The organism is Sphingomonas sp. 77B (assembly GCF_056497825.1).
On the sequence record NZ_JBWMBY010000001.1, the window covers coordinates 1154519 to 1170848 of the forward strand.

The window sequence follows — 16330 nt, forward strand, 5'->3', positions numbered from 1 at the left end:
GCCTTTATTTTTCAAATACGGGGGCGAGTGCATGATCGAATGGCGCGACGATAAAGACTGCGATCATCGTGGCAGCCTGTTCGCTGCATTTGCGGCCCTGGCGCGCGGCGAAGCGAGGAGCTTTCCTGCCCTGCGCCCGCATCAGCGCGAACCCTGGCACAGTTTTACCGTACAGGTCGCCGCGCTGGCGCTGATCCGCGCCGGACTGGACATGCTGCCCGACAGCGAGGCGGCATGGCGGGACCTGCTGATCGGTCTGACCCCGGAATGGCCGGATGGCGAGGCGTGGGAACTGGTCGTCGAGGACTGGTCGAAACCGGCCTTGCTGCAACCGCCCACCGTCGCGGCGACCGACCGCGCGGCCTATAAGAACCGGCTGCCGACGCCCGATGCGCTCGACATGCTCGTCACCGCGAAGAATCACGACCTGAAGCAGGAGCGGATGGTCGGTGCGAGCGAGCAGGACTGGCTGTTCGCGCTGGTGACACTCCAGACGACCGAGGGCTTTCTGGGCGCGGGTAATTACGGCGTGTCGCGGATGAATGGCGGATTCGCCAGCCGGATGAGCCTGGGTGTACGCCCCGGCGGCGGCGCGGCGGCGGGTTTCCGGCGCGACGTGCTGCGTTTGGTCGAGCATGCCCGCGCCCGGCCAGACCGACGCGACGGTATTCCCCTGCTCTGGACCGTGCCGTGGGACGGTACGGTATCGCTCAACTATGGCGATCTGGACGAACTCTATGTCGAGATCTGCCGCCGGGTGCGGCTGGAGCGGGCGGAAGACGGTACGATCACGGCCCGGGCAGCAGGGTCGAAATGCGCGCGGGTCGCCGCCGCCGAATTGAAGGGCATGACCGAAGACCCCTGGGCGCCGATCAAGGCCGATCGCTCGTCCAGCCATACGCCGACGGGCGCAGGATTCGCCTATCGCCAGATGGCGACGCTGCTCGATGCGAAGAAGATTGTCCGCCCGCTGCTGTCCGAGCCGCATGACGGTGATGACCGTGAGGGTCTGTCGATCGTCGCGGCGGCGCTGGTGCGCGGACAGGGCAAGACCGAGGGGCTCCACCGCCGCAGCGTGCCGGTCAGCCGCTGGGAAACGATCAGCGCCTATGAGGAAGCACCGCTCGACCGGATTGGGGCGGTCGCCGAAAAGCGCGCCGGGGAAGCGAATGAGGCGAGCAAAAGGCTGGGCCGGGCACTTATCTCGCTGGTGCAGGGCGGCCCCGACAAGGCGCGGCTGGACGATGACGCTGCCAAGAAGAAGACCGAGCGCTGGTTGGAGCAGTTCAACCGCACGGTGGACAGCGAGTTCTTCGACGCGCCCTTCTGGGCGGAAGCGGCGGGGGATGCGGGCAATCACCGGATACTCTGGCGGACCCGTCTGCGCGCTATCGCCAGCGAGGTGTTCGACACCGCAGCCGAAGCCGCCCCGCGCACCGAGGTCCGGCGCATCCGCGCCATTGCCCGTGCGCGCTCTTTTCTCGACGGTCAGATGGGGAAGTGGATGAAGGATGTGCAGCATGGCGAGTGAAGCCGCCGTTCCGGCTGCGCCGGGTGCCACCCCGGAGCGCAACAAGGGCGCGATCGATTCCATCGCCGGGCAGATTGCATTCCTGTCCACGGGCGACCGCGCGCTGCTGCGCCGCATGTATCTGACCGAAAGCCATCAGGCCGACGGCGTCGTCATCCGCCTGATGCACCGGGCGGGCCTGACCGCGCCGTCCGACCCCAGGGACTTCGCGCCGTGGCGGCTGCTGGTGCATTGCGCGGCGTTGCTGTCGGGCACGGCAGGCCTCTATCCGCATGCCACGGGACGACCGCTGGGCGCCGCCTTTCAGGAGATCGGCTTGTCGGAAAACCGGCTGATGCGCCTGACCTCGGCACGCGGCAAGGGGCTGGAGGCGCAGATAATCCGCGCCGTGCGGATGCTCGCTCAGAAGGGCCAGGTCCCGGTCAATCTGCGCACGCTATTCGCGCTGATCGGCCATGACCCCGACAAGGCGGAGGACGCCCGCATCCGTATCGCAAAAGACTATTATGCCGCCGAAGCGCGGTCCGAAGAGGGGACTTCGAGTGACGACTGATACGACCAAGCCCACGACGCCGAAGTTCATCCAGATCCATTTCCTGGCCGCCTGGCCCGGCGCGCTGCTCAATCGCGACGATGCGGGCCTCGCCAAGCGCCTGCCCTTCGGCAACGCGACCCGGACGCGCATTTCCTCGCAATGCCTGAAACGGCACTGGCGCGTCGCCGACGATCGCCATGCACTCCGCACGCTCGCCAAGCAGTCCGGGGTCGAGGGACTTCGCTCCAAGATCGCGATCGAGCGCGAGGTGACGGGGCCTCTGCGTGCCCGCTTCGACGAAAAGGCGGTCGATGCGGTCGAACTCGCGTTCCTGACCAAATTCTACGGCAAGAACGCCAAGGACAAACAGTCCCGCCAAGCCCTGTTGTTCGGTCGCCCCGAACTGGTCTGGATGCGCGAACAGGCCGAGCGCCTGCTGTCCGAGAACCTCGATGCCCCATCGGCCAAGGCGGCCGCTGAAGCCTGGATCAAGGAGGAAAAAGCCAACCTCAACCAGTTGCGCGACCAGAATATCCTCGCCGCCTCGCTGGAGGCCGCGCTGTTCGGCCGTATGGTGACGAGCGACACGCGCGCCAATCGCGACGCCGCGATCCATGTCGCCCATGCCTTCACCGTGCATGAGGAACAGGCCGAGCTCGACTATTTCACCGTCGTCGACGATCTGCGCGACCGCGAACAGGGCGACGATGCGGGCGCGGCGGGAGTGTTCGATACCGAGCTGACCTCGGGCCTCTATTACGGCTATGTCGTGGTCGATGTGCCGCTGCTCGTGTCCAACCTGACCGGCTGCGACCGCGCCGACTGGACGGGCGAGCATGACCGTGCGCTGGCGGCGCAGGTCGTCGAGCATCTGGTCCACCTGATCGCCGAGGTCTCGCCGGGTGCGAAGAAGGGCTCGACCGCACCCTATAGCCGCGCCGAACTGGTCCTGGTCGAGGCAGGCGACCGCCAGCCGCGCACGCTGGCCAATGCGTTTCGCGACGCCGTGGCGCTGGTCGATCGCGAGTCCAATCATTCGCTCGGCAACCGGAGCGCGGCGGCGCTGACCGCCCATCTCGCCGAGATGGACCGGGTGTATGAAACCGATGAGGTGCGGCGCCAGGCGGCGATGGCCGACCTGAAGCTGGACGGCGTGGCGGACGGCAGCCTGCGTCAGCTGGCCGAATGGGCGGGCGGGCTGGTCCGTGATGCGCGGATCACCGCATGAGGCATTTGCTGCTGGACCTCGACGCGCCGCTGATGAGTTTCGGCGGCGATCTCGTCGATGCGTATGGCGTGGTGCGCGACTTCCCCGCCAAGTCGATGGTGGCGGGGCTGTTCGGCAACGCGCTGGGCTGGGAACGCCATGACACCGCGCATCATGCCGCCCTGCAGGCGCGGCTGACCATCGGCGCGGCGCGCGTGGCCGAGGGGCAGCGGCAGCGCGAGTTCCAGACCGCCAAGTTGGAGGCGAATGACCGCGGCTGGACCACGCATGGCCGGGTCGAAGGGCGCGCGGGTGGTGCGGACACCTATAAGTCGCCGCATATCCGCTACCGCGACATGGATGCCGATGCGCGCGTGCTGGTCGCCTGTCGGCTGGCCGAAGGAGACGGCCCCGATCTCGACACGCTCGCCGCCGCGCTCGACCGGCCCGAGCGACCGCTGTTCATCGGCCGCAAGCCGTTCCTGCCTTCGCGTCCGCTACTGCTCGGTGTGATTGAGGCAGCGACGCTCCTCGACGCGCTGGTCGCGGGACTGGCGACGCTGCGCGAGCCGCCCGCCCATCAGAAAACATTGCGCGCGCAATGGCCTTATGGCGAGCAGACCGGCGACACCGTCGCGACCGGCGCGCGCGAGGAGGAACTGACCGATGAGCGCCACTGGCCCGCGGGCGTCCATGCCGGGCTTCGCCGCGTGATCCACGGCCGCATCGCCTGGCCGAAGGCGGCGGCATGAGCCTGCACCTCGTTCGGATCGGCATCGATCCGCAGGCGCTCGCCATCTTCGCGGCCGAGCGGCGGCTGAGCGACGATGACGCGGGCTATGCGCTCCACGCCGCGCTCGCGGCCCGGTTCGGCGACGCCGCCCCCCGCCCCGTCCGCTATCTGCCCGACCATGCGCGCGGGGCCCATCTGCTCGGCTATGTCGGCGACCCTGCCGCGCTGGACGAGGCCGCCGCGCTGCCGCCGACCGAGGGCCTGCTCGCCGATCTGTTCGGCATACCGCAGAGCCAGGCCATGCCGGAGACGTGGCGCGACGGCGCCCGCTATGGCTTCGACCTGCGCGTCCGCCCCGTCGTGCGATTCGGCAAGTCGGTTCGCGCCGCCCGCGGCGACCGCGCCGATGCCTGGCAACGCCGCGCGGGCGAGATCGACGCCTATGTCCGCGCCTGTGAGCGGGTGGCGGCCCAGGGCGGCGACACCCGGACGGTCGATCGCGAAACAGTCTATACCGCATGGCTGGCCAAACGGCTGGAGGGTGCAGCAATGCTCGACGACGCGACATTGCGCATGTTCCAGCGCTCCCGCACCCGGCGCAGCACCCATGCCGCAAAAGGCGCACGCAACCATAGCGTTGAAGGCCCGGACGCGGTGATGACCGGCACGCTGACCGTCACCGACCCACAAGTCTTTGCCGCGCTGCTGTCGGGTGGCGTCGGACGTCATGCCGCCTTCGGTTTCGGGATGTTGCTGCTCTCGCCGCCGGGACGCGCCGGGTAATGCTGTCCGGCCGCCTGGGCCTGGAAAAGGCGCGCATCCCCCATTCCGACCGGCATGGTCTGGTCTGGCTGGAGCGCGGGCGGCTGGAGGTGGAGGATGGCTGCCTGCGCTTCGTCACCGCGGGCGGCGGGCCGATGGAGGCGGGCGACTATCAGATCCCCTATCATTCCATATCGATCATCCTGCTCGGGCCGGGATCCAGTGTCACCCATGACGCGCTGAGGTTGCTGGCCCGCCACGGTTGCGCGCTGGCGGCCATTGGCGAGGGGGCGGTGCGCTTCTATACCGCGCCGCCGCTGATGCCCGACAGCTCGGCACTGGCGCGGGCGCAGGTCCGCCGCTGGTCCGACCCGAAGCAGCGGATGGAGGTCGCCCGCGCCATGTATGCGATGCGCTTCGGCGAGATCGTGCGCACCCGCGACATCGCCGTGCTGCGCGGCCAGGAAGGCGCCAGGATCAAGCGCGCCTATGTCCTTGCCGCCGAGCGCCATGGCATCGGCTGGAACGGCCGCCGCTATGACCGCGAGAACCCGGAAGCGGGCGACCTCGCCAACCAGGCGATCAACCATGCCGGATCGGCGATGACCGCCGCCGCCAGCGTCGCGGTGGCCGCGACCGGCGCGATCCCCCAACTGGGCTTCGTGCATGAGGATTCCGGGCAGAGCTTCGTCCTCGACATCGCCGACCTCTATCGCCACGACGTGCTGCTCGACATCGCCTTCGGCGCGGTGCGCGAGGCCAGGGCGCGTGGCGCCGCCCCGATCGAACGCTTGGTCCGCAAGCGCGCCGCCCTGCTCTTTCGCCAGCGCAGCGTCATTCCGGGCATGATCGACCGGATCAAGACCCTGCTGATGCCCGGCGGCGGCGGCGAGGACGGCGCCGTGCCCCTGCCGCCCGTACCGATGACGTCCTGAATGCCGCTGACCATGGTCATCACCCGCGACGTCGAGGATCGCTATCGCGGCTTCCTGGGATCCGCCATGCTGGAACTGGCACCGGGCGTCTATGCCCAGCCCCGCATGAGCGCGGGCGTCCGCACCCGCATTTGGACCGTGGTTGAGGAATGGCACACCCGCCTGCGCCGCGGCAGCATCGTGATGTGCTGGGCGGAATCGGCGGCGGCGGGCGGGTTGGGACTGCTGACCCTGGGGGAGCCGCCCAAGGATGTCGTATCGCACGAAGGCATCCTGCTGGTGCGCCGCGCTTTGTCCTCCCGCATCCGTGCCGGAGAAACGTCGTAAGGCTGGGCTCGTCGAATGATCTTTGACATCGTGAACGAAATCAACGATCTGCCTAGCAGAGGCTCCCCCGCACCCGCGGGGATCGACCCGTCGATCACCAGGGAGACGTGACGAACCGGATGGCTCCCCCGCACCCGCGGGGATCGACCCCCTATCGACGGCACTTGGCGCGCACAGCAGGGGGCTCCCCCGCACCCGCGGGGATCGACCCCAAGCAACCGCGATCCCGACCAGACGCCACGCGGCTCCCCCGCACCCGCGGGGATCGACCCTCCGTATTCAATTCTCCACCTCCACCTCGGGCGGCTCCCCCGCACCCGCGGGGATCGACCGGACGAATACCACAAGGATTACACACATTGCCAGGCTCCCCCGCACCCGCGGGGATCGACCCTATTGGCAATCGCGGCATTGGTTTTATTGGCCGGCTCCCCCGCACCCGCGGGGATCGACCCTTTCTTAAGTTCGATCTTCATTTTATTACTTTGGCTCCCCCGCACCCGCGGGGATCGACCCTATGTTTCAGACGGTTTATCTCCGGTCTGGATGGCTCCCCCGCACCCGCGGGGATCGACCCCGGGAAGGTCTTTTACATTAAGCGGCTTGGCAGGCTCCCCCGCACCCGCGGGGATCGACCCTTAGCATTCAAACAAGGCCAGTTTCCTTGGCAGGCTCCCCCGCACCCGCGGGGATCGACCTTGTGATGCGCTAACTGTTCCATTAACGCCATTGGCTCCCCCGCACCCGCGGGGATCGACCCTCTATCCTTCCCAATTAAAGTCAACAGGTTTAGGCTCCCCCGCACCCGCGGGGATCGACCCACTTAATGTTTCTTCTTCACTTAAAGGTGGCAGGCTCCCCCGCACCCGCGGGGATCGACCCAAGGCAAAGGGTTCGCCCAAGGCCAAGGATACGGCTCCCCCGCACCCGCGGGGATCGACCCCACCAACGGATCGCACCACCGATTATTACTAGGGCTCCCCCGCACCCGCGGGGATCGACCCAATACGGTCGCCACTTATAATCGTGCTTACGCGGCTCCCCCGCACCCGCGGGGATCGACCCTTTTTTGTTTTTATGGCTTGAACTAATCCGCGGGCTCCCCCGCACCCGCGGGGATCGACCCCCTGTAGTCCTTCTGTTTTCTTAATAAATGAAGGCTCCCCCGCACCCGCGGGGATCGACCCTGCCACCAGCCTTGTTTATTTCACGCATAGCAGGCTCCCCCGCACCCGCGGGGATCGACCCGTAACCGGCTTCCACTTGTGGACCGCGAGCGCGGCTCCCCCGCACCCGCGGGGATCGACCCCAAGTCCAGCTTGACCGGGAAATCGACTTCACGGCTCCCCCGCACCCGCGGGGATCGACCCTTCCGTAGCAATAGCAATGGGGCACGTCGAGGGGCTCCCCCGCACCCGCGGGGATCGACCCGTTATCATCGAGCAGAAAGTGGAAAACCCGACGGCTCCCCCGCACCCGCGGGGATCGACCCTAGCCAAGCCCGATCCGTGGGCAAATCTCGACGGCTCCCCCGCACCCGCGGGGATCGACCCGGAAACGGCGTGATCGGCGCGCCCGTGTCATCGGCTCCCCCGCACCCGCGGGGATCGACCCCGACCATGTCGGCAACGACGACACCTGTGACGGGCTCCCCCGCACCCGCGGGGATCGACCCCGGGTCGAGGGGGTGATCATACAGCCGCTGCCGGCTCCCCCGCACCCGCGGGGATCGACCCGCCCAGGCCTCGCTCGATCTGGCGAAGGCCTAGGCTCCCCCGCACCCGCGGGGATCGACCCTGTCGATGATGTCCGGCGCGCGGCTCCAGATAGGCTCCCCCGCACCCGCGGGGATCGACCCGAATCCGGCGGTCTGGTGAGTGGGAAGATGCGGGCTCCCCCGCACCCGCGGGGATCGACCCAGGACCGGGAAATCGCTGGTGGTCTGGGTGATGGCTCCCCCGCACCCGCGGGGATCGACCCGAAAAGCTGCGTCTTCTGCCCGTGCCCGTTCAGGCTCCCCCGCACCCGCGGGGATCGACCCAGGATGCCGAACGCCCCCATGTTGATAAAGCGGGCTCCCCCGCACCCGCGGGGATCGACCCCGACCATGTCGGCAACGACGACACCTGTGACGGGCTCCCCCGCACCCGCGGGGATCGACCTTTGATCGGACTAACGGTTAACCCGCTCATGCCGGCTCCCCCGCACCCGCGGGGATCGACCCTGCGCAAAATCCCTTTTTCCGGATGCTCCCGAGGCTCCCCCGCACCCGCGGGGATCGACCCTGGAACGATCCGCAGACGATGCGCGCGCGCGTGGCTCCCCCGCACCCGCGGGGATCGACCCTCAATGCGCGCGGTGGGAGCATCAGCCCAGGTGGCTCCCCCGCACCCGCGGGGATCGACCCCGATCATCGGTTGACCCTCCCCGCGAAGAACCGGCTCCCCCGCACCCGCGGGGATCGACCCGACCAGACCCGATCGTCGCACGGCATACCAAAGGCTCCCCCGCACCCGCGGGGATCGACCCAGCCCCGGCTGAAAGGCGAGCTCGGACTGAACGGCTCCCCCGCACCCGCGGGGATCGACCTTTCAATCTGGCGCTGATCGAGAATGGTTCGTCGGCTCCCCCGCACCCGCGGGGATCGACCCCCAGAGCTCCCGGCCGATCAGCAGGAAACGAAGGCTCCCCCGCACCCGCGGGGATCGACCCCCTTGGCTTACCATCTAGCCAATCCGGCGATCGGCTCCCCCGCACCCGCGGGGATCAACCCGTCGGCCTCGACATGAACGACAACGGCAAGGCGGCTCCCCCGCACCCGCGGGGATCGACCCTCTATGCAGGCCTTACCGAGGAGGCAGTAAAGGGCTCCCCCGCACCCGCGGGGATCGACCCGGCGTTTTCGATACAAAACGGACCTTTTGGGAGGCTCCCCCGCACCCGCGGGGATCGACCCAGGATATCGACGCGATCAAAGGGTCGATCGCCGGCTCCCCCGCACCCGCGGGGATCGACCCCAGTATCCTGATCGGCCGTGAATCGCACGCCCGGCTCCCCCGCACCCGCGGGGATCGACCCCGTGCTTATCGATCCCCTTCCCCTTGCAATCGGGCTCCCCCGCACCCGCGGGGATCGACCCGGATTTGGGGGATGCTGGCCACGGGGCCTCGCGGCTCCCCCGCACCCGCGGGGATCGACCCCGCACAAGACCGAACAGAAGCCCCGCCTAGCTGGCTCCCCCGCACCCGCGGGGATCGACCCGCGACGCCGATTGCCGGTGCGCCGCCAGCCGCGGCTCCCCCGCACCCGCGGGGATCGACCCGTCGGCGACCGCCTGGCGAAGGTCTGGGCGCAGGCTCCCCCGCACCCGCGGGGATCGACCCCAAGTCGACACAAATCACCGTTGCGCACTCCAGGCTCCCCCGCACCCGCGGGGATCGACCCAATTCCAACTCGGTTTCGGACACATCCTGCCCGGCTCCCCCGCACCCGCGGGGATCGACCCGGTTGCGGCGCGCGGTCGACGCGTGCGCAGTCGGCTCCCCCGCACCCGCGGGGATCGACCCAGCAGCACCGCGCGCTGCTAACACCTGCTGGCGGCTCCCCCGCACCCGCGGGGATCGACCCTTCGTCAAGAACAAGGTCACGATCCGCGCCGAGGCTCCCCCGCACCCGCGGGGATCGACCCTCTTCGAAGTCTGGGAGGGACGGCAGCTTGCCGGCTCCCCCGCACCCGCGGGGATCGACCCGAATATGGCTCGACGTGGGTCTATCTCGACGAGGCTCCCCCGCACCCGCGGGGATCGACCTTAGGATCGCTCCCCGAATTCGTAATCATGAACGGCTCCCCCGCACCCGCGGGGATCGACCCGGATCGCAGGGGGGCGATGCGCTCCTTTGCGGGGCTCCCCCGCACCCGCGGGGATCGACCCTATCTTAGAATATCAAAAGCGCGACTGCACTTGGCTCCCCCGCACCCGCGGGGATCGACCCTATTGGCAGTCTGCAAAGCAAAGCTGTTAATGGGCTCCCCCGCACCCGCGGGGATCGACCCGATGATCGCTAGGATTGCTACGGAAAAGCCCAGGCTCCCCCGCACCCGCGGGGATCGACCCTGTCGATCGCCATCGCCAACGGCGCGAGCAAGGGCTCCCCCGCACCCGCGGGGATCGACCCCGCGCACGTCCCGCCGGGAGGCTTGAACCCCGGGCTCCCCCGCACCCGCGGGGATCGACCCTTGCCGGCCGTGATAGCCGGGGTTTCCACGACGGCTCCCCCGCACCCGCGGGGATCGACCCGGTCGATCCACGTCGGGACGCGCCTCGCCCGAGGCTCCCCCGCACCCGCGGGGATCGACCCCATTGCGCGTCTTCGACCGGAAAGGCATTGCGGGCTCCCCCGCACCCGCGGGGATCGACCCAAGGGTTAGCCGTTATTACGGCTATACTTACGGGCTCCCCCGCACCCGCGGGGATCGACCCTTGATGTCCGACGTCGACCGCCATTGGCGTTAGGCTCCCCCGCACCCGCGGGGATCGACCCAAGCCTTACGGCGTTCTCACCTATGTCGAGGGGGCTCCCCCGCACCCGCGGGGATCGACCCCGTGCTGAAAGCGGCGTCACAGAGGGCGTGTTGGCTCCCCCGCACCCGCGGGGATCGACCCGCGCTTGGCAGAGCAGCTGGGCACGCGTCCCGGGCTCCCCCGCACCCGCGGGGATCGACCGTCTCATTGGCCACCAGCGTGGTGGACAGCTCCGGCTCCCCCGCACCCGCGGGGATCGACCGTTCCCATGATCCGTTGTCTCGTTATCGCCGCGGGCTCCCCCGCACCCGCGGGGATCGACCCCAGCCGACGAAAGCCCGGCCGCGAGCGTCTTAGGCTCCCCCGCACCCGCGGGGATCGACCCCTGTTGTTCGGTGAGAGTGCCGATGCGCTGGGGGCTCCCCCGCACCCGCGGGGATCGACCCTGACCGAGACACCGTCTTCGATATAGCTGATGGGCTCCCCCGCACCCGCGGGGATCGACCCTAGTGACGTTCCACTAGTGGCGGGGGTGCGACGGCTCCCCCGCACCCGCGGGGATCGACCCTGGTGCCGTGGGCAATGGCATGTCGTCGGCGAGGCTCCCCCGCACCCGCGGGGATCGACCCTCTGCCTCATTGCGCTGGCCGGGCTGATCCAAGGCTCCCCCGCACCCGCGGGGATCGACCCTATGTCCGGGGGCTCGGGACAAACGTCGCCAAGGCTCCCCCGCACCCGCGGGGATCGACCCGAACAGGAGCAGGACGCCGGGGCCGCAGCCGAGGCTCCCCCGCACCCGCGGGGATCGACCCAACGGCTATGACACGATCGACCATTCGTCGGCGGCTCCCCCGCACCCGCGGGGATCGACCCGCGATAGCGAATATCCGTGATGAAGCAGGCATGGCTCCCCCGCACCCGCGGGGATCGACCCCCAGGAGCGTTGAGGTTCTCTTTCTGAGTTCCGGCTCCCCCGCACCCGCGGGGATCGACCCTGATCGACCGCATGGCAGTAGCGATACAGACCGGCTCCCCCGCACCCGCGGGGATCGACCCGAGGCGGGGGAGCAGGGCGGTAAGGTCGGTCAGGCTCCCCCGCACCCGCGGGGATCGACCCCGCCCCGGCGAGGGCCGCCGTTACCTCACGGAGGCTCCCCCGCACCCGCGGGGATCGACCCGCAGAAGGCCAAGGATCATCCGCTCTATCGGCGGCTCCCCCGCACCCGCGGGGATCGACCCGTAAGCGCGAATGTGATCGGCTCCTCGGCCCGGGCTCCCCCGCACCCGCGGGGATCGACCTCGTGACGAGCTGCCCGATCAGGTCCCGGCGAAGGCTCCCCCGCACCCGCGGGGATCGACCCTGCCTTGGGTGCCCCAAGAGCGGCATGGGCTAGGCTCCCCCGCACACGCGGGGACGCGCGGCCGCAGCGGCGTGGACAACCGGCTGTTCGTGGACGCGATCCTGTGGCTGGCTGGCAATGCGGCACGCTGGCACGACCTGCCAGAGGTCTTCGGCAAGTGGACAGGGGTGCGTGCCCAGTTCCGACGCTGGTCGCATGCCGGTGTATGGGAACGACTCTTCCATAGCCTGGCCGATACGCCGGACTTCGAGTACGTCCTCATCGACAGCACCATCTCGAAAGTCCATGCAGATGCGGCAGGCGCAAAGGGGGGCTGAAGCTGCCGCGATCGGGCGATCTCGGGATGGCTTAACGACCAAATTGTATGCAGCTGTAGATGCCTCCGTATCCATCCGACACCCGGCCAACGCGGCGATCGCCCAGAGGCCGAGACGCCGCTGACGGGCTTGAAGGGTGTCGGCCATGTTATCGCCGATGCCGCTTATAACGCCGATCCGCTGCGTACTTTCATCGCCGACGACCTTGGTGCCACCGCGCACATCAAGGCCAATCCGAGCCGAACCGCCCATCGATTGGCGGCTCTACAAGGAATGCCATCAGGTCGAATGCTTTTTCAACAAGCTCAAACGCTTCCGGCGCATCGCCCTACGCTGCGAGAAAACCATCACCGACTCCATGGGCTTCGTACATCTCGCATGCGCCATGATCTGGCTGCGCAACATGCAGATGGGACCTAGAAGGACAGCTTCAGCCCGGCGCGATAGGACTGGTTGCGGACATCCTCGCGGCCCACGGTCGAGTCCGCCGCGAGCGAGACGGTCGCCCGGCCCGAGCGATAGGCGATCCCTGCGCTGATCTCGCCCCAGTTGCGGTCCTGCGTTGCAGTCAGAAAACGCGCCTGCGCTTGCGTGCCTCCCGCGAAACCGGCGTTGAAATAGCCCGGCCGCCCCTCGAAATCATGAACATAATAGGCCGTTGCGAAGGGGCGGAAGCCGCCTTCGGTCGCGTCGATCTGAAGCCCCGCGCGGCCCTGGATGCTCAGGAAGCGGTCGCGTCCGTATGTCAGCGCCGGGCCGGTGCCCGTCTCACCGGTGGGGGTGAAATCGATGCTGCTGGTGCGGATCGCCACGCGCGTACCGAAGCGCACCGCGCCGCTGCCCTTGGTATAGCTCGCCCCCACCTCACTCGACAGCGCCAGCGCATTGTCGCGCGACCGCAGGTCGAACGGGGTGCCGACGAAACTGCCCTGCCGCCGGGTCGAGGACTGGTACACGCCCGCCCCGAACTGCGCATCGAGCGCGGGGCCGAGCGTGCCGCCCAGACGTCCGTAGAGTGTACCCTGGATCAGCTCGCCCTTGGCCGACTGGCCGAAACGCGGGTCGCCGTCGATGTCCGAATAGGACAGGCCGAAGCCCAGCGCCGCCGTGTCGGACACCCGCGCCTCGACACCGCCCGCGATATAGAAGCCATCGAACGGATCGCGGCCACCGATGGTGCCGGGCATGATCGCGCCCGAGCCGTCGACATAGCCCCCGGCCAGATAGGCCGAGACATTGTCGGGCAGCATGGCTTCACGGACCATGCTGGTCGGCGTGTCGCTGACCGTCTGGGGGCGGCCGGGGGTGACGATGGCGTTGGCGGCGAACTCCAGCGGCTTGCCGATCATCGCGACGGTTCCGCCCGCAAAGCCGTCGGGCGTCATGCCGTTCAGGCGATCGCGATAGAAGCGTGCGATATTGTCGGTCGCGGTGGTGCCGATCGCCTGGCGCGTCGCCTCGGCTCGCGGTGCGATCGCCTCCAGGCTGGTCCGGATCGTGCCGACATCCTGAAGGTCGAGCAGGTCATAGGTGCCGCGCAAATTGGCATAGGCCGAACGGTTGGCGTCGAGCAGCCGCGCATAGGCGGTCTGCACCGGTGTCGCCGCCACGACGCTGGCATAGGGCCTGGCCCCCACCGCGGCCGTCACCCGGGCTGCGCTATAGCTCAATTCGGGATAGAGGATCGCGCTGAACGCGGTCGCGCCGCCGAAGCTGCCGGTGATGCCGTTCGAGGCGGTCAGGATCGTATAGCGGTCGCCATAACGCGGCACATAATCCACCGGCCGCAGCGTCAGCGTGCCGCCGCCCAGCACGATGCTGCGCGCGGCCAGCTGGTCGGAGGTCCCGCCGGGGCCGATATCGGCGACGAACTGGCTGCCCGAACCCAGGCTGGCGGTGCCTGCGACGGTCAGCGTCCCGAAGGCCCCGGTGCTGCCCGGCGAGACGATGCCGCCCGACCCGGCGGTCAGCGACGCGACGCTGCCATTGCCCGCGAGGATACCGCTGGACACCGCCGTTACCGCCGAACGGGTCAGGCTGCCGTCCACGGTCAGCTGCCCCTGCTCGACGCGGGTCGGGCCGCTATAGCTGTTGGCGGCGGTCAGGATCAGCTCGCCGCCGCCACGCTTGACCAGGCCGCCGATATCGTTGGGGAAGCCCGCCAGCACCTCGGCCGAATAGCGGTCGCGCGCGTCGGTGATCGGGTTGCTCCAGATATCGGTCGTGCCCGAAGCCACCGTCACCTCGCGCGTGTCACGCAACGCGGTCGGCCCGCGCAGCGCCACCGCCATTTGCGGCGCCCCCCAGCCCGAGCGCAGGTCGACGCCCGGCGCGTCCAGGTCCTTGGAACTCGACACGAGGATGTCCGAGATCAGGCCGGTATTATATTCGGGGAAATACTCCATCAGCAGTGCGGCAAACCCCGAGACGTTTGGCGCCGCCATCGACGTGCCGGTCAGCGCGGCATAGCCGGGCCCGGTGAAGGTGATGTATTTCTGAAGTTCGGCGGTGATGATCGCATTGGCCTGGGTCAGCACCGAATAGGAAAAGTCCCGGCCGACCAGCGCGACATTGCCGGATATGGTCAGAATCTGCGCCAGACGGCTGGTATAGCCGTCGGGATCGGGCGTCATGAACCGCGCGCCATAGGCCAGCGAAATGCCGACCGCCTGCTGCGCCACCTTGGTCCGTTCGGCATCCTCGTCGAAGAAGCGCCCCGATGCCTTGGCCGCGTCACGCCGGTTGAGATAGTCGTTCAGCACGCCCAGCCACGTATTGACCGCGGCGTTCTGCAACTGGGTCAGGGTCGTTGCGGCATAGATGGTCGGATACATGGCGCGGGTATATCTGGCGCGGATCGCGGTGCCGTCGACCAGATAGGTCGGCGCGGCGGACACGACCGAGTTGCCCGGCCCGGCCACGCACCAGGTCGCGGTCTGGCCGCACAGGCTGGTGCTGGGATCGGCGATGCCGTTCGCCCGGTAGTTCGCCACCGACAGCCAGTTGGAGCGCAGCCGCAGATCGCTCAGCGGTGTCACCGCATCGATGCTGGCATGGACGCCCGACCCGTTGCCTGCCGAAAACACGACCAGCACGTCGTTCTTCAGGACGGGATCGTAGAAATTGCCCAGCGCCTGCTGGAACGCACCGCGCGCCTGGGCCGGAGTCAGCGTATAGGGCTGGGTCGCGGTCGAGCCCCAGCTGTTGTTGATGATCCGAACCCGCCCGGTCTCGGCAAGCGCCGGGATATTCTCCTGCGCGGTCGCGACCGTGACATTATCGAGGATCTGGTCGCGCCACCACAGGAAATCGCCTGCCGAGAAATTGGTCGTGGCCGACAGGATGTTCGCGCCGAATGCGTTGCCGAACATCACCCCGTTTGCCAGCCGATCGCCCGCCGCCGTGCCCGCGACATGGGTGCCATGGATTTCCCAGGGACGCCGGGGATTGACCAGGCCGTCATTGCCATAGGTCGACGGAATGGGCGTACGCAGCCCGGAAATCTTGCCCGATCCGGCGAACAGCGGGTGGTCCATCGCCACGCCCGCATCGTTGATCCCGATCGTCTGCCCCTTGCCCGAGAGGCCCAGGACATAGGCATATTCCAGCCCCAGATAGCCCTTGGTGTAATCGACCGAGAATTGCTTGTCCTGCCGCCACGACGCCAGCGCCGCGTTATAGTCCGCCGTCCGCTGACCATTGGCCATGACATAGCCGCCCGTCGGCGCGGGGGGAACATATTGGCTCTGCGCGACGGCAGATCCGGCCTGAACGAAACAGAATGCAGCGATCGCCAGCGACGATACGCGAGAAATGCCCACCCCCACGCTATTCCCCCTTAATACCCATTAATAACATCGAGTTATGGGTGACGGGGTTTTCACGAGCGGTAGGGGCTGTCAACTCCGAAAATGGATCGATTGCAATCGCTTGCAATTTAATTCTGTTTCGTCTTCGCAACAAGGCCGTATAACGTAGCGGAAGGCATATCGGCTTGCCGATCAGCCGACCGCAACGCGATGCCCCCCGCCTCCGCGGAGCGAATCGTTCGTGGCAGCCGACAAGTGCATGATGTCCTTTGGAGGGTGCGGCAGGGTGT

8 protein-coding genes, 1 pseudogene and 1 CRISPR repeat array are annotated in these 16330 nt (G+C 68.2%); of the genes and pseudogenes, 8 read left to right on the forward strand and 1 reads right to left on the reverse strand.

All coding sequences use genetic code 11. From position 1 onward, the window contains the following. The first annotated feature begins 31 nt into the window (after window positions 1-31). From AC1GI4_RS05270 to AC1GI4_RS05305, 8 genes and pseudogenes are all read left to right on the forward strand, one after another. Complete coding sequence (locus AC1GI4_RS05270) at window positions 32-1531, forward strand: hypothetical protein (protein WP_479628818.1); 1500 nt, start codon at window positions 32-34, stop codon at window positions 1529-1531. After that, a complete protein-coding gene (casB, locus tag AC1GI4_RS05275) occupies window positions 1521-2084 on the forward strand; it encodes a type I-E CRISPR-associated protein Cse2/CasB (protein ID WP_332753418.1) in 564 nt (187 codons plus the stop codon). The genes AC1GI4_RS05270 and casB overlap by 11 nt, the downstream gene beginning before the upstream one ends. Beyond that, window positions 2074-3294, forward strand: a complete 1221-nt coding sequence (gene cas7e / locus AC1GI4_RS05280; RefSeq protein ID WP_479628819.1) for a type I-E CRISPR-associated protein Cas7/Cse4/CasC — start codon at window positions 2074-2076, stop codon at window positions 3292-3294. The genes casB and cas7e overlap by 11 nt, the downstream gene beginning before the upstream one ends. After that, window positions 3291-4025 (forward strand): type I-E CRISPR-associated protein Cas5/CasD, encoded by a 735-nt coding sequence (gene cas5e, locus AC1GI4_RS05285; protein ID WP_479628820.1) that lies wholly within the window; start codon window positions 3291-3293, stop codon window positions 4023-4025. The genes cas7e and cas5e overlap by 4 nt, the downstream gene beginning before the upstream one ends. After that, window positions 4022-4789 carry a type I-E CRISPR-associated protein Cas6/Cse3/CasE gene (locus AC1GI4_RS05290; protein ID WP_479628821.1) on the forward strand — a complete coding sequence of 256 codons (768 nt, stop codon included), beginning with the start codon at window positions 4022-4024 and terminating at the stop codon, window positions 4787-4789. The genes cas5e and AC1GI4_RS05290 overlap by 4 nt, the downstream gene beginning before the upstream one ends. Then, complete coding sequence (cas1e, locus tag AC1GI4_RS05295) at window positions 4789-5703, forward strand: type I-E CRISPR-associated endonuclease Cas1e (RefSeq protein ID WP_479628822.1); 915 nt, start codon at window positions 4789-4791, stop codon at window positions 5701-5703. The genes AC1GI4_RS05290 and cas1e overlap by 1 nt, the downstream gene beginning before the upstream one ends. After that, entirely contained in the window at window positions 5704-6030 is a 327-nt protein-coding gene (gene cas2e, locus AC1GI4_RS05300) for a type I-E CRISPR-associated endoribonuclease Cas2e (protein ID WP_294274137.1), read from the forward strand. Window positions 6031-6090: 60 nt separating this feature from the next. After that, a CRISPR array of direct repeats spans window positions 6091-11914; the repeat unit is 29 nt; unit sequence GGCTCCCCCGCACCCGCGGGGATCGACCC. A gap of 8 nt (window positions 11915-11922) precedes the next feature. After that, a pseudogene (locus AC1GI4_RS05305) lies at window positions 11923-12631 on the forward strand (IS5 family transposase); the annotation flags it as partial. 16 nt (window positions 12632-12647) lie between these two features. Here AC1GI4_RS05305 and AC1GI4_RS05310 read toward each other — a convergent pair. Further along, window positions 12648-16052: a S8 family serine peptidase gene (locus AC1GI4_RS05310; RefSeq protein WP_479628823.1), complete on the reverse strand. Its 3405-nt coding sequence runs from the start codon at window positions 16050-16052 to the stop codon at window positions 12648-12650. Between the last annotated feature and the right edge of the window lie 278 nt (window positions 16053-16330).